We start from the raw sequence: 21,848 nt of genomic DNA on the forward strand, positions 1-21,848 counted from the left end.
TTTAGCCATCAAGTCATCGACTAAAATCTCAGGCAGCGCCTAATACCTAAAAACCAAAAACCCACTACTCAAGTCACTCCGCCTGGTGTCAGGCTTTCGTCGTATGTGTGTTGATCGAGTATACGCGCCATGACATCGACGGCATCCCAAACGTCGACATAGCGCAAATACAGAGGCGTAAAGCCAAAGCGCATGACATTGGGCTCGCGATAATCGCCAATAACGCCCTGCTCAATCAAGGCTTGCACGACGGCGTAAGCATGTGCAAAAGCAACGCTCACCTGACTTCCACGCTGAGCATGCTCACGGGGCGTAACCAGCTTGAGCGAATGGGCACCGCAGCGCGCCTCAAGGAGGCCAATAAACAGGTCGGTCAGCGCCAGTGATTTTTCCCGCACGGCACTCATAGTGGTACGTTCAAATGTCTCCAGGCCACATTCGACCATTGCAAGCGAAACAATGGGCTGAGTACCGCACAACGCACTTCGTATTGTGGCGTGCGGCCTGAAACCCGGCTCCATACTGAACGGCGACGCATGGCCCCACCAGCCAGACAACGGGTGACTGAAGCTTTGCATGTGACGGGGAGCGACCCAGATGAAGGCTGGCGAACCGGGGCCGCCATTCAGGTACTTGTAGGTGCAGCCCACGGCAAAGTCGGCGCCAGACCCTGCCAGATCCACGGGTATCGCGCCGGCGGAATGGGCAAGATCCCACACGGTCAATGCACCACACGCATGTGCATGTGCCGTGACGGCAGCCATGTCCAACAGGCGACCAGTACGATAGTTAACATGGGTAAGCATCACCACGGCAACCTCTTGATCAATTGCCGTGAGCAGGGCCTCTGGGCTGTCGACCAGACGCAGCGTGTAGCCTTGATCAAGCCATCGCGTCAGCCCTTCTGCAATATAGAGATCAGTAGGAAAATTATCACGTTCGCTCACAATGACATGGCGACGTAAAGTGCTCTGGGACGACGCGGCCAGCGTGGTTTCATCAACATGAGGGGCATCACTGCAGGCCCGTGAGGGGGCTTGGATGTGCAATGCCGCAGCCAGCGCCTTAAAGAGATTGACCGATGTAGTGTCGGTCACGACCACTTCGCCAGGCCCCGCGCCCAGCAATGGTGCCAGCCGGTCTCCGAGAGAAAGTGGAAGATCAAACCAACCTGCTGTATTCCAACTGCGGATCAGGCCGGTTCCCCACTCTTGCTCGATAACCTCTTGAGCGCGTACTAGTGCACTGACAGGCCTTGCACCCAGCGAATTGCCATCCAGGTAAATAACCCCTTCAGGCAGATCAAAGTCGCAACGCAACGGGGCGAGTGGGTCTTTTCGATCAAGAGAAAGGCAATCTTCGCGACTGAGCATACAGCACCTCCGGCAAGAAAAACGGGGCAACCGCCCACCTCAGGGCTTGCTGTCGTGCACCGCACGGATAAAGACTGCTATTTTTTCTGCAGACTTGATGCCTGCGGCGCTTTCCACACCACTACTTACGTCAACCGCATAGGGCCTTACTACACGGATGGACTGCGCCACGGTGTCAGCTCTAAGCCCGCCGGCCAACACCACCGGGCGGCCGTCCTCAGCCTGGAGTACGTCAGCGAGTAAGGTTGGCTCCAACGCGAGGCCGCTGCCACCAAACCCTGCGCTATGGCTGTCAAACAGCCACGCGCTTGCCGACATGTACTGGCGGCAAACAGCAAGCACCTGTGCGGCGTTTTCCATACCAGGCCCACCCACTCTGAAGGCCCTGATATAACGATGGCCGAAAGACTCACAGTATTGCGCAGACTCATCACCGTGAAACTGCAGAAGATCAGGCTGCACTTGTTCGATCACCTCACGGACTTCGGCCTCGGACGCGTTAACGAACAACGCCACAACACTGACAAAAGCGGGTACCAAGGTGCGCAGAGCAACGGCCTGCTCTATGCTGACGGCACGGCGACTGGCCGGGTAGAACACCAGGCCTATGGCATCGGATCCGCCCTGCACGGCCGCCTGTACGTCTTGTGGGCGTGTCAGGCCGCATACTTTGACGCGTACGCGCCCAGAAAGATTCTGTGTCATTACCAGCCCCTATTGAAACGCGGCGCCGGCATCACCCGAACCTGCGTCACCGGCACCATAAACGCCTGAGCCGTAGTCGTTGCCACTGCCAAAGTTGATTGTCGCCGGATCAATCTGGACTTCATCGTGTTTGTAATGCGTGACCAAGCCCGGAAACAGCAGAACCAACGCAACCATGGTTACCTGAATGAAAATGAAAGGCACAGAACCCCAGTAGATATCGCCGGTTGTAACCTTGCGGATCATTTTGCCGGTAACACGGTCGCGGTAGTCTTCTTTGGGTGCAACCGAACGCAAGTAAAACAGCGCAAAACCAAAAGGCGGATGCACAAACGACGTTTGCATATTAACGGCCAGTAGTACACCGAACCAGATCAGGTCTATGCCCATTTTGTCGGCCACCGGCCCGAGCAACGGCACGATAATAAAGGCAAGTTCAAAGAAATCGAGGAAAAACGCCAGAAAGAAAGTAAGCAGGCTGACGACAATCAGAAACCCCCACTCACCACCTGGCAGCCCCATGAGCAGTTGCTCGATCCAGATATCGCCATTGATGCCGCGAAAGCTCAGACTAAATACGGTGGAACCAACAAGAATAAAGATCACGAAACATGACAGCTTGGTGGTGGTCTCCATGGCTTGCTTGAGCAAAGAAAACGAAAACCGCCCTCTTCCCACTGCCATGGCCAATGCCCCGACCGCACCCATGGCGCCGCCCTCAGTAGGTGTGGCCATACCAATAAAAATGGTACCCAGCACCAGAAAGATAAGAAACAACGGCGGAATCATGACGAACACGACTCTTTCGGCGATTTCAGACAGCCACCCGAGCCGCAGCAACCTGTTCCCCATGGCTATGACGAATGCCACAATACCCCAGGCAACCAGGCTGACCACAACACGCTCGTCGACTGGCACCTGTGTGTGCTCGTGAAAATAATGCTGGGTCGTAAAGTACGAAACAACCGTGGCAATGAGCGTAAGTACCAGCAACGAACGCAAGCCGCGGCTACCATCTGGCTTGACATAGACACGCGCCTCTTTGGGCAGCGCTGGTGCCGCGCTTGGTTTTACAAACGCGACAACGATTACATAAAGTATGTATAGACCCGCAAGCATCATGCCAGGCACCATGGCGCCACGATACATATCGCCAATGGAGCGGCCAAGCTGATCAGCCAGGATGATCAGCACAAGTGATGGGGGAATAATTTGCGACAGCGTGCCCGACGCCGCGATCACGCCGGTGGCCAGTCGCCTGTCATAACCATAGCGCAGCATGATGGGCAAAGAGATAAGCCCCATCGATATTACAGACGCCGACACCACCCCAGTGGTAGCAGCCAGCATGGCGCCAACCAGCACAACGGCAATCGCCAGGCCACCCCGAATCGGGCCAAATAGCTGCCCTACGGTTTCAAGCAGGTCTTCAGCCATGCCAGACCGCTCGAGAATAAGCCCCATGAGCGTAAAGAATGGAACAGCCAGAAGCGTATCGTTGGAGACAATGCCAAAGACGCGTTGCGGCAACGCCTGAAAAAGCGCCGGTTGCATCAGGTCAAACTCAATGGCAACCAGCCCGTACAGAATACCGTTTGCCGCCAGCGAAAAAGCGACCGGAAAGCCCAGCAACAAAAAAACGATCAGGTTAATAAACATGATCGGGGCCAGATTATCGATAAAAAACTCCATGATTAACGGCCCTTATCCTGTGTGACGGATGAATGATGTTCAGTGCTGTCACTGAGGACGTCACCTGCGCTGCTTTGCTTGATAATTTCGTCAGCCAGCTCTTCTTCGGCGGTCTTTCCCTCTTTGCGCGCCAGTGGATCAGGGCACTGCCCAAGCAGGTACCCGACGCATTTGATCAGTTGCGACAAGCCCGCCAAAATAAGCAGAAAAAAGCCTGCTGGTATCAACAGCTTGACTGGCCAGCGTATTAGCCCGCCTGTGTTGGAGGACTGCTCGTGTAGAACGAGCGACTGATAGAAAAATGGCAAAGAAAGCCAGAATATGAGGACACAAAAAGGGAATAAAAAGAAAATAATGCCAAAGATTTCTATTTTGATCTGGGTGCGCCGCGAGAGCTTTTGTGAAAGTACGTCAACACGTACATGCTCGTTGACGAGGTAGGTATACCCGGCTGCCAGCAAAAAAATGGCACCAAACAAATACCATTGCAGCTCAAGCCACGCGTTGGAGCTTTCGCTAAATACTTTGCGAATAACCGCATTGGTGGCGCTTACCAGCACCACTAAAAGCGTCAACCAGATTACGCTTTTGCCAACCAACGTATTAAGACGGTCGATAAGCCTGGAAATCGATAATAAGAATTTCATGGTTCACACTTCAAGGAGATGCCTGCACGGGTAAAGTGCGCGGGCCGATCCCGCCTGCAACGTTGTTTTCTGATAGAAGTTCATGCTGTCAGCCGGGCCGCGTAAATTCTATACGATTACATTATGTCGCGCTGTTGGTATCAGCCCCTATATATAGGAAGCAAGAACACGGCATCCAGTACGCATTTTCTAATAATATATGCCTGAAATCAGCGTGGCCAACCTTAATGGCAAATAACAAGTGGCCCACACTTTATAAATTAAGCGTAGCCCAGAACGCAGTCAGCATGGCTTTTGGCCGACACTTCACCCGACGCTCATGCGCGCAGCTCAAACCCCGTATGCGTCGCCAGGGCCTCACCTGCACTAAGATCAGGCAAACCAAAAGCCAAAGGGTACTCTACCGCAGCAAGATACAAACCGTGCGGGGCGAACGTGGGCGCTGCAAGACGCCGGTCCCGCGCGGCAAGCAGCTCGTCCATCCAGCCTGGCTCCTTCTTGGCTTGCCCAACGTGCAACAGGGCCCCCATCAGATTACGCACCATATGATGCAAAAATGCGTTAGCCCGAAATGTGAACAACAGGTAGTCACCACGCCGCAAGATATCAAGCGCATGCATGGTACGAATCGGGCTGGCGGCCTGGCACTCTGCCGAACGAAAGCTTGTGAAATCATGTTTGCCCAGCAACCGCCTGGCGGCATCAAGCATACGATCGTCATCAAGTGGATGATAAATCCAGCCAACGCGCTTGTGCATCAAAGGCGTGCGCACACGAGTATTGCGCACGATATATACATAAGTGCGGGACAAGGCAGAAAACCGCGCATGAAAGCTTTCAGAGACGGGTTGCGCCCATTGCACCGCAATGCCTTTGGGAAGCAGGGTGTTCAGCCCCCTCACCCAGGATTCTTCACGACGTACGGCAGTCGTATCCAGGTGAACGATCTGGGACAGTGCATGGACGCCCGCATCGGTGCGCCCTGCACATATTGTGGTAACAGGCTGGTCAAGAAATCGCGACAAACATGCTTCAAAGGCATCTTGCACCGTACGCGCGTCCGGCTGTTTTTGCCAGCCACGCCACGCTGACCCGTCATAGGTCAGGCTTAACGCCATACGAGGCATGGCGATCAGCGTTTAGGGGGGCGTGCCCCCCCTGCGGGTGGTTCTGTGAAATCAAAGTCAATCTGGTTGAGCTTTTCCTGGACCATGGCTTCGGTGATAACCCCATCTGTGCCATCATTACGTACGGTGTTCGCACGACGAAGCAACCACGCAATAATCAGTACGATTAACGCCAGGACGCCGGTAATTACACCCAGCGTATGCTCTTGCAACCATGACACAGTTTTATCTGCCTTTGAAGAAATTGAGTTGGTGGCGCCTTTTGCAGCACCAGCACCGGCGACAGCCGATGCGCTATCAGTACCCGCCGAACCGTCTGCGGTGCCAGTTGCGGCGGAACCCGAGCCGCTGCCATTGACTCCGGCACTCTCGGTACTCGGTGCATGGCCAGGCGCTGTGCCGGTTTCAGACGCGTGTTGCGCTTGACTGCCCGCCACCGCCGAAGAGGTGCTTCCAGTACCGTTGGAGCCCACGATGCCCGATGCGCTCTGCCCTGGGCCTGCCGCACCTGAGCCCGTTGCACCTGAGCCCGTTGCACCTGAGCCCGTTGCACCTGAGCCTGCTGAGCCCGAGCCTGCTGCGCCCGAGCCTGCTGCGCCCGAGCCTGCTGCGCCCGAGCCCGCTGCGCCTGAGCCCGCTGCGCCTGAGCCCGCTGCGCCTGAGCCCGCTGCGCCTGAGCCCGCTGCGCCTGAGCCCGCTGCGCCTGAGCCCGCTGCGCCTGAGCCCGCTGCGCCTGAGCCCGCTGCGCCTGAGCCTGCTGCGCCTGAGCCTGCTGCGCCTGAGCCCGCTGCGCCTGAGCCCGCTGCGCCTGAGCCTGCTGCGCCTGAGCCTGCTGCGCCTGAGCCTGCTGCGCCTGAGCCCGCTGCGCCTGAGCCCGCTGCGCCTGAGCCCGCTGCGCCTGAGCCTGCTGAGCCCGAGCCTGCTGCCGCTGAGCCTGAACCTGCTGAACCTGAGCCCGCTGCCGCTGAGCCTGAACCTGCTGAACCTGAGCCCGCTGCACTCGAGCCTGCCGCACCTGAGCCCGCTGAGCCTGAACCTGCTGAACCTGTCGCATCAGCGGCAGGCGTAGCGGCACCAGACACGCCCGTTCCCGTGTTATTGCCAGCGCCGACATTGCCTGGTACAGCACTACCTGCGCTTGTATTACCTGTTCCGGTGGCGTCGGCCGCGCCCTTGCCACCCGCACCGGCAACCCCGGCGCCCGTGGCGGCGTTGACCTGCCCTGATGCAAGGCCATTTTGACCAGCGCCGTCCTTACCAGCCTGTGTACCTGCCGAAGAGCCTGCGGATTGAGTTTGCTGTTCGGAAGCTCGAGCTGCACCTTGCGATGCGTTCGCTACATCCTGACCAGCCCCTGCGGAGCCTTGCCCAGCTGGTTGGGCCGACAGTGTGCTGCCAAGACTATGCGCGCCTTCGAGCACTAAATTGCCTGCAGCATCACCCTGGGCCTGAAGCGCTTTATTAAGATCACGTACATTGGCCTCGAGTTGTGAGAGGCGTGTACTTGATTCTTCGATACCTTTGCGTGCGGAAACAGCGTCGTCTGCGCGATCAGCTGCGGAGTCGGCACCACTGCCGTTGGCTCCGCCTGAAAGCCGCAACTGGTCGCGCGGCGCTTCGCCAACTACCTTCGGCACGACGGCACCGTCGGCACCCGTAGTTACCGCACCCGACGCAGCTGATGCCCCACCGGCGGCTGTAGCACTCGCAGCCGTACGCTGACTGTATAAGGCAAAGGCCTGTGCCTGCTCAACAAACAGGCGCCGGGCCTCACGGTCAGAGATGGCGGTAAGGGCTGCCATACTTGGCACTTTCAGTATGGCACCGGATTTGACCAGATTGAGATTGCCGTCGATATACGCCTTGGGATTGGCCCGCTGCAAGGCAATCATCATTTGGTAGACAGTGACACCAGGCACGGCATGACGCTGTGCAATGCTGAACATGGTGTCGCCCCACTTGACCCTTATTGATTTACCGATTTCAGCAGATTTGCCAGATCGGGAAACCCGAGCGCCCTGCCCAGCCTGGGCGGACCCGCCGTGCCCCACAGCCCCAGCCTGAGACCCTTGCGTCAGCATGCTGACCTGGAAACGCTGGCGCCCCGTAGCAGTAGTGACGTCGATCAACAGATCGGCGACCGGCTGATCGAATGCCTGTGCGGAGCGTATCTGGATGACTTTAGTGCCCGGCGCATAGCCGTCGACGATATGAAAACGCAAGCTGGAGGGATCAACTGGTGGCGTTAGCCCCGACTGAGCCCAGGCCTGCGCAGATGCGGACTGAACCGCCAGCGATCGTTGATCGTCGGCGGTAAGCTCACGTAACTGCACATCGATTTGAAGGGGCTGACCCAACACCGATACAAGGTGTGAATGCCCCAAACTAGCAGCATGTGTCACGGGAAAAGCCAGAGCCAGCACCAAAGCGCCGGCCAGAGGCCTGAATTTTAATACTGATGCTACAGGCGACGACGCAAAACGGTGCATAGGCTTGTCTTAGAGTTGACCCAGAGAAATGCGCAACATGCGGCGCAATGGTTCGGCAGCGCCCCAAAGCAGCTGGTCGCCGACGGTAAAGGCGCTGAGATACTCAGGGCCCATGGACATTTTACGTAGACGCCCCACCGGAATATCAAGCGTACCCGTAACCGCCACGGGAGTCAGCTGCTGCATGGATACCTCGCGCTCATTGGGTAACACCTTAGCCCACTTGGAGCCTTCGCGCAGAATGTCGGCCACCTCGTCGATGGGCACATCACGCTTGAGCTTGATGGTAAGTGCCTGACTATGGCTGCGCATGGCACCTATACGCACGCACAAACCATCAATAGGCGTAGCTGGCGTGCCAAAGGCCTCGCCTCTGCCCAGAATTTTATTGGTCTCGGCGCCGCCCTTCCATTCTTCGCGAGATACGCCGTCTCCCATGTCTTTGTCAATCCAGGGAATAAGACTGCCGGCCAGCGGCACACCGAAGTTCTCGGTGGGCAAACCTGACCCTTGTTGTGCCTTAAGCACGCCGCGATCGATTTCAAGAATGGCCGAAGCGGGGTCGTCGAGCAACGGCCTTACCGCTTCGTTAATAAGCCCAAACTGAGTGAGCAGTTCGCGCATATGACGCGCACCACCACCCGACGCAGCCTGATAGGTCATGCTGGTCATCCATTCAATCAAGTCTTGGTTGAACAGGCCTGCCAGCCCCATGAGCATGCAGCTTACCGTGCAGTTGCCGCCTACGAAGTTTTTGATACCGCGCGAGAGGGCGGCGTCAATAACCGGACGATTGACGGGATCAAGCACAATAATGGCATCATCGGCCATACGTAATGTGCTGGCCGCGTCGATCCAGATGCCATCCCAGCCAGCATTACGCAGCTTACCGTAAACGGCGCTGGTGTAATCGCCGCCTTGGGCGGTAAGAATAATGGGCAGCTTTTTGAGCGCGTCGATATCGTAGGCGTCTTGCAGCTTGCCTGCACCATCAGCCCACTCGGGCGCGTCGCCACCTGCATTGCTGGTGGAAAAAAACACCGGTTCAAATAGCGAAAAATCATTTTCGTCGCGCATGCGCTGCATGAGGACTGAGCCCACCATGCCACGCCACCCGACCAAACCTACAGCTTGAGTCATGAGAGTTACTCTGGTAATTGAAATCAGATCTGAAACATTATTCTAATGCCTTAAGCACTGCATCGCCCATTTCAGAGGTAGAAACTTTGGTTGAGCCCTCTTCAAAGATGTCCGCCGTGCGCAGACCTTTCTCCAGAACAGCCTGTACAGCTGCTTCTACACGGCATGCCTGTGCTTCTTCATTGAGCGAATAACGCAGCAACATGGCGGCCGATAAAATCGTTGCCAGCGGGTTGGCCATGTTTTTTCCAGCTATATCAGGCGCAGAACCATGGCTGGGCTCGTAAAGGCCCTGATTGGAAGCATTGAGCGATGCGGAAGGCAGCATTCCTATGGAACCAGTGAGCATGGCCGCTTCATCAGACAATATATCGCCAAACAAATTACCGGTAACAATAACGTCAAACTCTTTGGGTGCGCGCACCAACTGCATGGCCGCATTATCGACATACATATGTGAAAGCTCGACATCAGGGTACTCGGCAGCCACGCTAATGACGATGTCACGCCAGAACTGCGACGTTTCCAACACATTGGCCTTATCGACACTACACAGGCGCTTCTGACGCTTTTGTGCGGCCTGGAAGGCAACACGGGCAATTCGGCGCACTTCGGTTTCGGCATAATGCATGGTGTCAAAACCCTGGCGTTCGCCTTTGAAAGGCCCGTCTTCAGCAATTCGGCTGCCACGGGGCTGGCCAAAATAGATATCGCCAGTAAGTTCGCGCACAATCAAAATATCTAACCCAGACACAATCTCTGGCTTGAGCGACGAGGCATTGGCAAGCTGGGGGTACAAAATAGCCGGTCTGAAATTGGCGAACAGGCCCAAGGCTTTACGCAGACCCAAAATTGCCTGTTCAGGCCGTAACTCTCGGGCCAGGCTGTCGTATTTCCAGTCACCTACCGCGCCAAAAAGAATGGCGTTCGACGACTGAGCCAGCTCCAGCGTCGACGGTGGCAACGGGTGCCCGTGCAAGTCATAGGCAGTGCCACCCACAGGGGCCGTGGTCATCTCCAGATCAAGCCCCAGGGCTCCCAGCACTCGCTGGGCTTGTTCTGTAATTTCGGAGCCAATGCCGTCGCCCGGCAGTACTGCAATTTTGTATGTCATTGTATTTCCTAAGTATAAAAACTTATCTCGCAACGACCACGCCCCAGCATCACAATGCCGGTGCCCCGCTCGCGAGACACCGGCATAGGTACCGCAACACCGCCGTTAAGCGACATTAAAACTAAAGGGCGGGGCCGCCTGCAATCCATGGGTGACGAGCCAGCCGCTCTGCTTCGAAAGCACGGATCTTATCGGCTTTTTGCAATGTCAGCCCAATTTCATCAAGACCATTGAGCAGGCAATGTTTACGAAACGGCTCGACGTCAAAGGCCAGTTCGCTCCCGTCTTCTTTGACCACAACCTGGCGTTCAAGATCAATGAGCAACTGATAACCGACAAACGCTTTAGCTTCGTCGAAAAGACGAGCCACCTGAAGCTCAGGCAACACGATAGGAAGCAGCCCATTTTTGAAGCTGTTGTTAAAGAAAATATCTGCGTAGGAAGGCGCAATAATGGCACGAAAACCAAATTGCACCAGAGCCCATGGCGCATGCTCGCGGCTGGAGCCACAGCCAAAATTCTTGCGCGCCAACAATACTGAAGCGCCCTTGTAACGCGGCTGGTTCAGCACAAAGTCGGGGTTGACCGGACGCTTGCTGTTGTCCATGCCCGGCTCGCCGTGATCAAGATAACGCAGCTCATCAAACAGGTTTGGCCCAAAGCCAGTACGCTGAATAGATTTCAGAAACTGCTTGGGAATGATCAAGTCAGTGTCGACGTTTTCGCGGTCAAGCGGGGCGACCAGCCCTTTATGGGTAGTAAATGCTTGCATGACGGATCCTATGACAAATTGCGAACGTCGACAAAATGGCCAGCTATGGCGGCAGCGGCAGCCATAGCCGGGCTCACCAGATGCGTACGCCCACCTTGCCCTTGACGCCCTTCAAAGTTGCGGTTGGACGTTGACGCACAACGTTCGCCCGGCTCAAGCCGGTCTGCGTTCATGGCCAGACACATAGAGCACCCTGGCTCGCGCCACTCAAAACCTGCAGCAATAAAGATTTTATCCAGCCCTTCCTGCTCAGCCTGGGCCTTGACCAGCCCCGAGCCTGGCACCACCATGGCCAGCTTGACAGACGAAGCTACCCGACGACCACGGGCGACCGTGGCCGCCGCGCGCAAGTCTTCGATACGGGCATTGGTACAGGACCCGATAAACACTTTGTCAATCTTGATATCTGTAATGGGCATATTGGGTTTCAAGCCCATGTACTGCAGTGCACGCTCCATACCGTTGCGGCGAACATCATCTTTTTCCCGATCGGGATCAGGAACGCGGGCGTCAACCGGCAATACCATTTCAGGTGATGTGCCCCACGATACTTGTGGCACGATTTCACGCGCATCGATTTCAACCACGCGGTCAAACTTTGCACCCTCATCAGTATGCAGCGTGCGCCAGTACGCAACAGCCTGGTCCCACAATGCGCCAATCGGTGCATACGGGCGGCCTCGGAAATAATCAATGGTTTTCTGATCGACCGCGACCATCCCCGAGCGCGCACCCGCCTCAATGGCCATATTGCACACGGTCATGCGCCCTTCGACCGACAGCGCACGTATGGTGCTGCCCGCGAATTCGATGGCATGGCCGTTGCCTCCTGCCGTACCGATCTTGCCAATGACATAAAGCACCAGATCTTTGGCTGTACAGCCTATGGGCAATGCACCTTCGACCCGCACAAGCATGTTCTTGTTCTTTTTCATCAGCAAGGTCTGCGTGGCCAGCACATGCTCTACCTCAGACGTGCCAATGCCAAACGCCAGCGCGCCAAACGCGCCATGCGTGCTGGTATGTGAGTCTCCACAGACAACCGTCATACCGGGCAGCGTTGCGCCCTGCTCTGGCCCGATAATGTGAACAATGCCCTGGCGTCGGTCATTCATGCGATATTGGGTAATACCGTAATTTTCGCAGTTTTTGTCGAGCGTTTCGACCTGCAGACGCGACACTGGGTCAGTAATGCCTTCGTTGCGTGCCGTGGTGGGCACGTTGTGATCAGAAACCGCCAGGTTTGCGCTAATGCGCCAGGGCTTGCGGTCAGCCAGTTTCAGGCCTTCGAAAGCCTGGGGGCTGGTTACTTCGTGCAGCAGGTGCCGGTCTATATACAGCAGACAAGTTCCGTCTGACTCTTGATGCACGACGTGCGCGCTCCAGAGTTTGTCATATAAGGTTTGAGACATGATAGGTTCCCGAAAAACCAAAGGCAGGTTGAAAGACAAACGGGGACACCCCCCTTATTTGCCAAGCATGCGAACTATTATGCCAGTATCATTTCGCTGTACAAGACGAGCATTTATACTGGTATAAAAAGTAACAGCAACGCCGGCGTATCGTCGTTTCACCCTCCATAACGATGCGCGTCCAAAAATGGCCGCGACTGCGCGGATATTCGAGGCCCTGGTCCTGAAACCTGAAACCTGAAACCTGAAACCTGAAACCTGAAACCTGAAACCTGAACCTGAACCTGAACCTGAACCTGAACCTGAAACCTGAACCTGGAGCCTAGAACTGAATGCCTGGTTAAACAATCTGACAGCGGCTAAGCCTACCAAGACACCAGCTTGCCGGGATTGAAAATATTATTCGGGTCATAGGCATGCTTGATAAGCCGCATGAGGTTCAATCCCGCCTCACCATGCTCTTCTTTCAGAAATTCCATTTTATGTACGCCCACGCCATGCTCGCCTGAACACGTGCCATCCATCTGGATCGCACGGGTGACCAGACGCCGGTTTATATGCTCGGACTTTTGCCATTCATCTTCGCTATCCGGATCAATAAGCATTTGCACATGAAAATTACCGTCGCCCACGTGCCCGACTATCGTGTATGGAAAAGGCATTCCTTCAAGGTCTTCCGCAGTTTGCGTGACACATTCTGCAAGCCGCGAGATCGGCACGCACACGTCAGTGGCCACACTGCGTGAACCCGGACGTAACTGCAAGCCTGAATAATGCGAGTTATGGCGTGCGGTCCACAAGCGCGTGCGGTCTTCCGGGCGATCTGCCCACTCGAAATCCATCCCCCCATTATCCCGGGCGATCTCCTGAACAATTTCCGCCTGCTCCCGCACGCCCGTCTGACTGCCATGAAACTCAAACAGCAGCAACGGCGTTTCTTTCAGACCCAGCTTGCTGTAGCGATTGACGGCAGCTACCGCGCGCTCATCCATGAACTCAACCCGCGCAATCGCCACGCCGCTTTGCATGATTTCGATGACAGACTGCACAGCGGCGGTCAGTGAAGGAAAGTTGCAGATGGCTGCTGTGACCGCCTCAGGCTGGGGGTAGACGCGCACCGTGACTTCAACAATGATGCCCAACGTGCCCTCGCTGCCCACGAACAAGCGTGTTAGATCGTAGCCAGCTGAAGACTTCCGTGCCCGACTGCTTGTGCGTATTACATCACCCTCGGCCGTAACGACCTTTAGTGACACCACGTTCTCTCGCATGGTGCCATAACGCACTGCATTAGTACCCGAGGCGCGGGTGGCGGCCATGCCGCCTATGCTGGCATACGCCCCAGGGTCTATGGGAAAGAACAAACCAGTATGGCGAATTTCGTCATTTAACTGCGTGCGTATGACACCCGGCTCAACAGTAACGGTAAAGTCTTCGGCATTAATGGCCAGAACCTTGTTCATTTCTGAAAAATCCAGCGTAACCCCTCCTTCTATCGCCAAGATGTGGCCCTCAAGTGAAGAGCCAATACCAAACGGAATGATGGGCACCTTGTACTTATTACAAAGCCTGACGGCGGCAACCACGTCGTCGATATTGCGGGGAAAAATCACAGCGTCCGGCGGACAAACCGGATATGGCGACTCATCGGTGCCGTGGTGTTGTCGCACTGCATCCGAGGTGATGAATCGTTCACCAAATTGCGCCTGGAATGAAGTCAGACCTTCTTGCGACAAAGTTCGCCGGACAGATTGATTGATGAAAGAAACCATATGCATCCAATGCTTAAACTGATAAGAACCAGGGCGCACCGGCAGGCCGCCGTGTGCACGCCCTCGGTTGCCGCAACTTAGTGATTGTTGCGCGATTCACCGCGCTCCTCAATGATCCGGATATACCTGGTGGCTGCCTCCAGGCACCCCCCTGTTCCATGCTGGCCTACCATTGCGCGATAGATTTCTTCCCAGGGCGTCTGGTTTTTCAGCACTGGAGGAACCCAGGCGGCACGCCGTTGCGCCAGCTCTTCATCGGAAATTAATACGTCGACACGTCTGGTATTCAGGTCAATACGTATTTTGTCCCCCGTTTTGAGCAAGGCCAACCCACCCCCGACCGCAGCCTCCGGAGATACGTTCAGAATAGATGGGCTTGCCGATGTGCCACTCTGACGTCCGTCTCCCATGGTGGGCAGCGTATCTATACCGCGCGCCATTAATGCGGCTGGTGGCTGCATATTGACCACCTCCGCACCACCGGGGTAGCCAATAGGACCGGCATTTCGTATCACCAGAATGCTGTGTTCGTCTACGCCAAGATCTGGCTGCTCAATGCGCTCGTGATAGTCTTCGGGGCCTTCGAACACGATGGCTTTCAGATCCGCGACGTTGGGCCGGTCAGGCTCCGAAAGAAAGCGCTTGCGGAAGGCGTCGTCTATTACGCTGGTCTTGATCACCGCATTATCGAACATATTGCCGCTCAAGACGATATATCCCGCGTCGGCCTTGAGCGGATCCGCCCAGGCGCGGATGACTTCCCGATCAGGCGAAGGTACCGCCTGCAGGTTTTCCTTAATCGTCTTGCCGGTCACCGTCATGGCATCGCCATTCAACCTTCCAGCTTGCAAAAGCTCATTCATGACCGCGGGCACGCCACCCGCACGATGAAATGCCTCACCAAGAAATCGGCCGGCTGGCTGACAGTCGACCAGCAAAGGCACTGACGGGCCAAGCCGCTGCCAATCGTCGAGCGTGTGATCCACACCCATATGGCGCGCAATCGCGATCATGTGAATGGGGCAATTAGAGGAGCCACCCAAGGCTGCTGCCGCGACGACGGCGTTCTCGAAAGCTGCCTTGGTCATGATGTCAGACGGGCAAAGATTCTCGTGCACCATGTCGACAATACGACGACCTGTTTCATAGGCCATCCAGCCTCGTTCGCGATGCGGCGCCGGAATCGCGGCGCAGCCAGGCAACGACATGCCCAGTGCTTCGGCAAGCGAATTCATGGACAAGGCAGTGCCCATGGTGTTGCAATGCCCGATGGATGGCGCCGACGAGGCCACATTATTCATGAACTCTTCATAATCGATCTCTCCGGAAGCCAAGCGCTTGCGGGCGTCCCAAATCACCGTACCCGAGCCAGCCAGCTTTCCACGCCACCAGCCGTCAAGCATAGGCCCGCCAGACAGAACGATTGCAGGAATATTAACCGTTGCGGCTGCCATTAAACAGGCAGGTGTGGTCTTATCGCAGCCCGTGGTCAGCACGACGCCGTCCAGGGGGTAACCATGCAAGATTTCGACCAGCCCAAGGTAGGCCAGGTTGCGATCCAGCGCCGCGGTAGGACGTTTGCCGGTTTCTTGTATGGGATGTACCGGAAACTCAAGGGGAATCCCTCCCATATCGCGTATGCCGTCGCGCACGCGGGTTGCGAGTTCTATATGGTGTCGATTGCATGGAGATAGGTCGGAGCCGGTCTGTGCAATGCCAATAATGGGTTTCCCAGACTGCAGCTCTTCACGTGTAATTCCATAATTCATGTAGCGCTCGATATACAGCGCCGTCATCCCCGGATCGGCGGGGTTATCAAACCATCTGCGACTGCGCAGCATGGGTTTTTCTGACTCGGACATGGCTTGCCACCCTTTTTAAACCATAAGCAAAGTGCAACGACCGTATACGGCGGTCGCTCAAACTGAAGAAGCGCCGACTTGGTCAAAAGCCGGCACGCAAGGCGGGCCTAGGGCACTATTGCCCCCAAGGCCGCAAAAGAATCAGGAATCGCTGGCCTTCTTGGCTGCTGCAAGAATCGCTTCAACCGTCTCAGGCCCAATATCCTTTTTCAGACCAGAAACAATAGGCTCGAGTTTTTCGCGGATAACTTCCTTTTGTGCGGTCGAAAATGTCGAAACCTTCACGCCGTGCTCCTTAAGAAAAGCCAGGGCGGCGACATTGCCTTCGCGGCTTTCCTTGCGCTGAAAAACCTGAGCGCTCTTGGCCGCTTCGTCGATCACCTGTTTCTCGTCAGCTGACAACCCGTCCCACCACTGTTTGGACGCCAGCAGTACAAAAGGCGTGTACACGTGATTGGAAATTGTCAGATAGGGCTGCACTTCGTAAAACTTGCTTGTCTGTATGGTGCTCAGCGGATTCTCCTGACCATCGACCGTCTTGGTTTCCAAGGCAGTAAAGAGCTCGGTAAACGGCATAGGAATAGCGTTAGCACCCAATCCGTTGAATACGCTCAAGGCAACCTGATTCTGCATCACACGCAGCTTGATACCGTCCAGATCGCTGGCCTTGCTGATCTCGTGCCGTGAGTTGGTGATGTTACGAAAGCCGTTTTCCCAGTACAACAGGCCGATCAGCCCTTTGGGGGGCAGCATGTCGAGCAATTTGCGGCCTTCGGGGCCATCAAGTACCGCATCGGCAACTTTCTCGTTGTCGAACAGAAAGGGCAGATCAAATACACCAAATTGCTTGACCAGACCAGCCAATGGAGCAGTCGATACAAACGTCATTTCCTGTGACCCGCCAATCAATGCGTTCTGCATCTGCTCGTCCGAACCAAGCGAGCCGTTGCCGTAGGTTTTTACTTTCATTTTGCCGTCACTGAGACGGCCAACTTCATCGGCAAAAAAACGCGTCGCCTTGCCCGTCGGACTTGTGTCAGCCAAACCATAGCCAAAACGTACAATGCGTGTCTTGATATCCTTGGCTACCGCATCATGGGCTACTAAGCCCATCGCCGCCACGGCTACCAGACCAAGCATCATGCCTTTCAGAGAAAAGGCCTTGTTTGTCATTCCTATCATGTCAGTCCATCCTTCAAGATTGCTACATTAGTAAAACCAGCGCAAAGGCGCCATGATGATTTCCGGAAAGATCACCATGAGCGAAATCAGCGCCGTGTACGCCAGTACATACGGCCATACGCCCTTAATGATGTCCTCCATCCGGACCCGAGCCACACTACAAACCACATTCAGTACTGTTCCCACCGGTGGCGTCAACAAGCCGGCGCAACCAACCATAATGAAAATTACGCCGAAATATGTCGGATCTATACCCGCCTTGGTAATCACTGGCATCAGCACCGGCGCCAGAATCAGGATCGTCGGGGTCAGATCCATGGCGGTACCAATCAAAGTAAGAAGGATGACTAGGCTGAACATCAGTAAAGTCGGCGAATCGATCAGTGGGCCAAGCATTTCAATGAGGGCTTCAGGCAGATCAGCTAGCGTAATCATGTAAGACGTCACCAGTGCAGCGGCCACCAGAAACATCACCACACTGGTCGTCATGGCCGCATTCACCAACAATGGAAACAGGCTCTTGATGCTGATTTCGCGATAAATCACCATACTGACAAACAAGGCATACACCGCTGCGACTGCCGCCGCTTCGGTAGGGGTGAATATCCCGCCACGCAGTCCGCCTATGATGATGACGGGTAAAAAAAGCGCCCAGACGGAGTCTCTGAATGCCTTGCTGCGCACTGACCACGGCTCTTTGGGTGAGGACTGCATGGTTTTGGAGCGTGAAGAGACCATGGCCCACACCCCTACCAGCGTCATACCCATTAACAATCCGGGAACTATGCCTGCCATAAACAGTTTGGTAACTGAGATATTGGCGGCAACACCGAAGATAATAAAGGAGATGGACGGCGGAATAATGGGAGCAATAATGCCGCCCGCGGCAATCAGGCCAGTTGCCTGATTCATATCATAGCCACGGCTGCGAAGCATAGGAACCAACATCGCGGCGAGCGCTGCGGCATCGGCAACCGCCGACCCCGACAGCGCGGCCAGCAGAACACTGGCCATGATGGCCACATAGCCCAAGCCGCCTCGGATATGCCCAACAAAAGAACTGGCCAAATGCACCATGCGCCGCGACATGCCACCTGCATTCATGATCTCGCCGGCCAGCATAAATAGCGGCACAGCCATCAGCGCGAAGTTGTCCGCGCCTGTCAGCAGATTCTGGGCGATGATCTGTGTATCGAAAAAATCAAGGTAGAACATTAGCCCAATCGCGCTGAGCAACAGCGAAAAAGCGATGGGCACACCGAACACCATGAATCCCAGAAGCGTACCTACAAAAATCAATACCGTCATGAACAAACGCCTGTTATTGGTTGGATCTAATCACTCGACTTCGTCGATACTGTCAACAGAGGTGCGGAATACCCTCACGTTTCCAGGCGAAGCTGGCGTGCGCACGGCAACATACAGATCAAGAATCGTCATCAACGCCATGGCCACCGCCGAAAAGAGCACGGCACCGCTGAATATCGCAATGGGAATACCTGCAACCGGTGTAATGGTGCTGAACCCAATGACCGTCTGCTTCGATCCACCATCGATAATCAACCACAACACCCAGAGAATCACCAATTGGCGAAGAATATGCACGACCTTCTGCATACCAGGAGACATGCGGCTTATCACCATGTTGATGGCCAAATGTTGTCGGGCACGAAATGCGAGGACAGCGCCCGAAAACGTCAGCCAGACAAAGCATATGCGCGCGACCTCTTCCGAAATATTGATGCCTGAATTGAACAGATAGCGCAAGACCACATTTCCGAAGACCAGCACCAGCATCAGTAAGAGGCTCAGCGCAATCACTATCGTCAGCACGGCGAAAAGATGATCCGCCAGTCTGGCAGCCAGTCTTTTGGAGTGCTTAGCAGATTCGTTCATATCTCATCCTGTTTGCGTATATCAATAGGTGGCCCGTCCGCCCGAAATATCGAAAACAGATCCCGTGCTGAACGAGCACTCTTCAGAAGCCAGCCAACAAACAAGCGCTGCAATCTCGTCAACGCGAACAAACCGGGCAAGCGGAATCTTTGAAAGCATGTAGTCGATATGTTGTTGCGTCATCGAGTCAAAGAGGTCTGTTTTTGCCACGGCGGGCGTCACGGCGTTGACGATCACCCCCTTGCCAGCGAGCTCTTTGCCCAGCGACTTGGTCAGGCCGATCAAGCCCGCCTTGGACGCACTGTAGTGCGACGCATTGGGGTTGCCCTCTTTGCCGGCCACCGATGCGATATTGACGATACGGCCATAGCCCTGCTCCAGCATGGGCGGGATGACGCTCCTGCACGTGTAATACGGTGCAATCAAGTTGACATCAATCACTTCTTTCCATGCGGTTGCATCAAGCTCCCAAGTGGGAGCATTACCGCCAGTAATGCCAGCGTTATTAACAAGAATGTCGATCTTTCGGTGATGCGCCAGCGTTTCACGAGCAGCCGCTTCTACAGCGGTCAGATCTGTCAAGTCAACCACATGCGCACTGACTGAGCCAGCGGCGCTAAGCTCGTGCTTGGCCTGCTGCATGCGGACTTCATCTCTGTCCCAAATTGCCACCGCACCGCCAGAGACCAGTATGCGTTGAGCGATGGCGTAGCCTATCCCTCGCGCGCCACCGGTGATCACAGCCACGCGGCCGTTCAAGTCAAGTTGGTTCATTTCATTTTCTCCCTGTTAACGGAAAATCCAAATCATATTTGCTGGCAAGCTCCCGCAATGCGGGCTGAAAAAACAGTGGTGCCCCAGCCCTCGGCTCCGCCAGCATGGCCATACTCGGTCAAGCCCACCAGTCAGCGCCTCGACAAGCAGTGCCAGTCCATATACTTTGCGACCGGTTGATAACCCTCCTCCCGGGAAAACGGTGCCACCAGGCGTATCAAGCAATACCCTAGGTTGCGTGGTCGAACTGCCCTGAGCGTCGATCAGCCATTCCTCATCGAATTGCTCGCCTTACTTTGCCATGCGATTACACCTGCCATTGGTCGTGACAGAGGTGAAATCTCGATGAGTGCCTGCAGCGTGTAAGGATGCGGCACCTTCAAGGCTGAATCTCCTGCTTCTGTGTTGTCATTCTGTATGCGCCCCGGCAAAGCGGAAAAATCCAGATTAAAAGGGCAAAAATCCCCAGCGTGCAGGCAATGGGTCGACTGAAGAACATAAGCAGATTCCCGTCGGCCTTGATCATCGAGAAAACAAAGTGTTCCTCAAGCATCCCTCCCAGCACAACACCGAGCACAGCCGGCGCAATCGGAAAACTGTTTTCTTCCATCAGATAAGCCAAGATGCCGACAGCCAGCATGACGATGACATCAAACACACTGTTATTGATCGCAAACGTACCGACGATGCAAAACAGAAGTATGAGTGGCATCAATATATTGCGCGGCACGTTCAACACCCTCCTGGCCAACTTCACTGCAAGGTAACCCAGAGGCAACATGATGATATTTGCCAGAATAAAAACCAGAAACACGGAATAAATTTCCACCGGGCTGTTCGTGAAAATCAGTGGGCCAGGTGCGAGATTCTTCATATAGAGCACACCTATCACTATGGCCGTGATGGAGTCTCCAGGAATCCCAAACACAAGCGCCGGTATCCAGGCTCCAGCCAGCGCAGAGTTGTTCGCCGCGCCAGCCTCAACGATGCCCTCGACATGACCGGTACCGAACTTTTCCGGTTCGCGCGAAAATCGCTTGCTCACGCCATAAGACATCCAGGCGGCTATATCGGCACCTGCTCCAGGCAATGCCCCGACAATGGTGCCCAGCACACTGCCTCGAACCACACTCTTGGGATACTTGCGCATCAGGCCCCACATGCCGGTAAACAAATTACCCACCTGCGTGGTGATCACCAGCTTTTTCTGCTCGGCGTCAGTGGCATAGCGCAACACCTCGGAGACCGCAAACATGCCGACCATCATAGGCAGTAGGGTCACGCCATTGAGCAAATCATCATTACCAAACGTAAATCGCGGAAAAGCAGCGGGGTTGTTCATGCCAACGCAGGCCAGAAAAAGCCCGATCAGCAGAGAAACAAATCCTCGCAGCGTACTCGCAGGCGAAATAAAAATTGCGCAGGACAGACCAAGTACCACCAGCCAAAAAAACTCGTACGATGAAAAATTGAGTGCCAGATCTGCCAGCATGGGCGCACAGGTAATCAGCACCAGTGTTCCAAACAAGCCACCTATGCATGAAAAAACGACACTAGCGCCAAGCGCCTGATTGGCCAGGCCCTTCTTGGTCATCGCATAGGCTTCGTCGGTGTATGCGGCTGATGAGGGCGTGCCGGGAATTCGCAACAGGCACCCCGGGATGTCACCCGAGGTAATGGCCATCGCCGTGGCGGTTACCATCATTGCCACGGCCGGGACGGGGTCCATGAAGAAAGTAATGGGTACCAACAGTGCAACGGCCATGGTGGCGCTCAGGCCCGGCACCGCCCCGACAAACAACCCGAAGATTGCCGCTAGCAGCACGACACCCAGAACAAAAGGCTCGGTGATTTGATCAAAGGCGGCAAAGAGATTGGCTAGGTCCATGTG

At 55.4% G+C, this 21,848-nt stretch carries 17 protein-coding genes; all 17 read right to left on the reverse strand.

Translation table 11 applies throughout. From position 1 onward, the window contains the following. Positions 1 to 68: 68 nt before the first annotated feature. The 17 genes from kynU to FQ179_RS07655 all read right to left on the reverse strand — a co-directional run bounded on the left by kynU (position 69) and on the right by FQ179_RS07655 (position 21,845). Positions 69 to 1,373: a kynureninase gene (gene kynU / locus FQ179_RS07570; protein WP_149396586.1), complete on the reverse strand. Its 1,305-nt coding sequence runs from the start codon at positions 1,371 to 1,373 to the stop codon at positions 69 to 71. Between the two features lie 39 nt (positions 1,374 to 1,412). After that, complete coding sequence (locus FQ179_RS07575) at positions 1,413 to 2,078, reverse strand: phosphoribosylanthranilate isomerase (protein ID WP_149396587.1); 666 nt, start codon at positions 2,076 to 2,078, stop codon at positions 1,413 to 1,415. A gap of 9 nt (positions 2,079 to 2,087) precedes the next feature. Beyond that, entirely contained in the window at positions 2,088 to 3,770 is a 1,683-nt protein-coding gene (locus tag FQ179_RS07580) for a TRAP transporter large permease subunit (protein WP_149396588.1), read from the reverse strand. 2 nt (positions 3,771 to 3,772) lie between these two features. Next, positions 3,773 to 4,417 carry a TRAP transporter small permease subunit gene (locus FQ179_RS07585; protein ID WP_149396589.1) on the reverse strand — a complete coding sequence of 215 codons (645 nt, stop codon included), beginning with the start codon at positions 4,415 to 4,417 and terminating at the stop codon, positions 3,773 to 3,775. Between the two features lie 317 nt (positions 4,418 to 4,734). Beyond that, entirely contained in the window at positions 4,735 to 5,544 is an 810-nt protein-coding gene (truA, locus tag FQ179_RS07590) for a tRNA pseudouridine(38-40) synthase TruA (RefSeq protein ID WP_149396590.1), read from the reverse strand. 5 nt (positions 5,545 to 5,549) lie between these two features. Then, positions 5,550 to 8,033: a FimV family protein gene (locus FQ179_RS07595; RefSeq protein WP_149396591.1), complete on the reverse strand. Its 2,484-nt coding sequence runs from the start codon at positions 8,031 to 8,033 to the stop codon at positions 5,550 to 5,552. 9 nt (positions 8,034 to 8,042) lie between these two features. Further along, positions 8,043 to 9,173, reverse strand: coding sequence for an aspartate-semialdehyde dehydrogenase (gene asd, locus FQ179_RS07600; protein ID WP_149396592.1), 1,131 nt, complete (start codon positions 9,171 to 9,173; stop codon positions 8,043 to 8,045). Positions 9,174 to 9,210: 37 nt separating this feature from the next. Then, positions 9,211 to 10,287, reverse strand: coding sequence for a 3-isopropylmalate dehydrogenase (leuB, locus tag FQ179_RS07605; RefSeq protein ID WP_149396593.1), 1,077 nt, complete (start codon positions 10,285 to 10,287; stop codon positions 9,211 to 9,213). A gap of 121 nt (positions 10,288 to 10,408) precedes the next feature. Continuing rightward, a complete protein-coding gene (gene leuD, locus FQ179_RS07610; protein WP_149396594.1) occupies positions 10,409 to 11,059 on the reverse strand; it encodes a 3-isopropylmalate dehydratase small subunit in 651 nt (216 codons plus the stop codon). A gap of 8 nt (positions 11,060 to 11,067) precedes the next feature. After that, a complete protein-coding gene (leuC, locus tag FQ179_RS07615; protein ID WP_149396595.1) occupies positions 11,068 to 12,471 on the reverse strand; it encodes a 3-isopropylmalate dehydratase large subunit in 1,404 nt (467 codons plus the stop codon). Positions 12,472 to 12,836: 365 nt separating this feature from the next. Further along, positions 12,837 to 14,243, reverse strand: a complete 1,407-nt coding sequence (locus FQ179_RS07620) for an FAD-binding oxidoreductase (RefSeq protein ID WP_255474874.1) — start codon at positions 14,241 to 14,243, stop codon at positions 12,837 to 12,839. Between the two features lie 77 nt (positions 14,244 to 14,320). Next, entirely contained in the window at positions 14,321 to 16,105 is a 1,785-nt protein-coding gene (locus FQ179_RS07625) for an IlvD/Edd family dehydratase (RefSeq protein ID WP_149396597.1), read from the reverse strand. Between the two features lie 141 nt (positions 16,106 to 16,246). Then, complete coding sequence (locus tag FQ179_RS07630; RefSeq protein ID WP_255474875.1) at positions 16,247 to 17,287, reverse strand: TRAP transporter substrate-binding protein; 1,041 nt, start codon at positions 17,285 to 17,287, stop codon at positions 16,247 to 16,249. Between the two features lie 27 nt (positions 17,288 to 17,314). Beyond that, positions 17,315 to 18,595, reverse strand: a complete 1,281-nt coding sequence (locus FQ179_RS07635) for a TRAP transporter large permease subunit (RefSeq protein ID WP_137239966.1) — start codon at positions 18,593 to 18,595, stop codon at positions 17,315 to 17,317. 30 nt (positions 18,596 to 18,625) lie between these two features. Next, a complete protein-coding gene (locus FQ179_RS07640; RefSeq protein WP_149396598.1) occupies positions 18,626 to 19,183 on the reverse strand; it encodes a TRAP transporter small permease in 558 nt (185 codons plus the stop codon). 21 nt (positions 19,184 to 19,204) lie between these two features. Continuing rightward, a complete protein-coding gene (locus FQ179_RS07645; protein WP_149396599.1) occupies positions 19,205 to 19,957 on the reverse strand; it encodes an SDR family NAD(P)-dependent oxidoreductase in 753 nt (250 codons plus the stop codon). Positions 19,958 to 20,336: 379 nt separating this feature from the next. Continuing rightward, positions 20,337 to 21,845, reverse strand: a complete 1,509-nt coding sequence (locus FQ179_RS07655) for a tripartite tricarboxylate transporter permease (protein WP_149396600.1) — start codon at positions 21,843 to 21,845, stop codon at positions 20,337 to 20,339. Between the last annotated feature and the right edge of the window lie 3 nt (positions 21,846 to 21,848).

Source organism: Pusillimonas sp. ANT_WB101 (assembly GCF_008369125.1).
Lineage (GTDB): Bacteria > Pseudomonadota > Gammaproteobacteria > Burkholderiales > Burkholderiaceae_B > Allopusillimonas.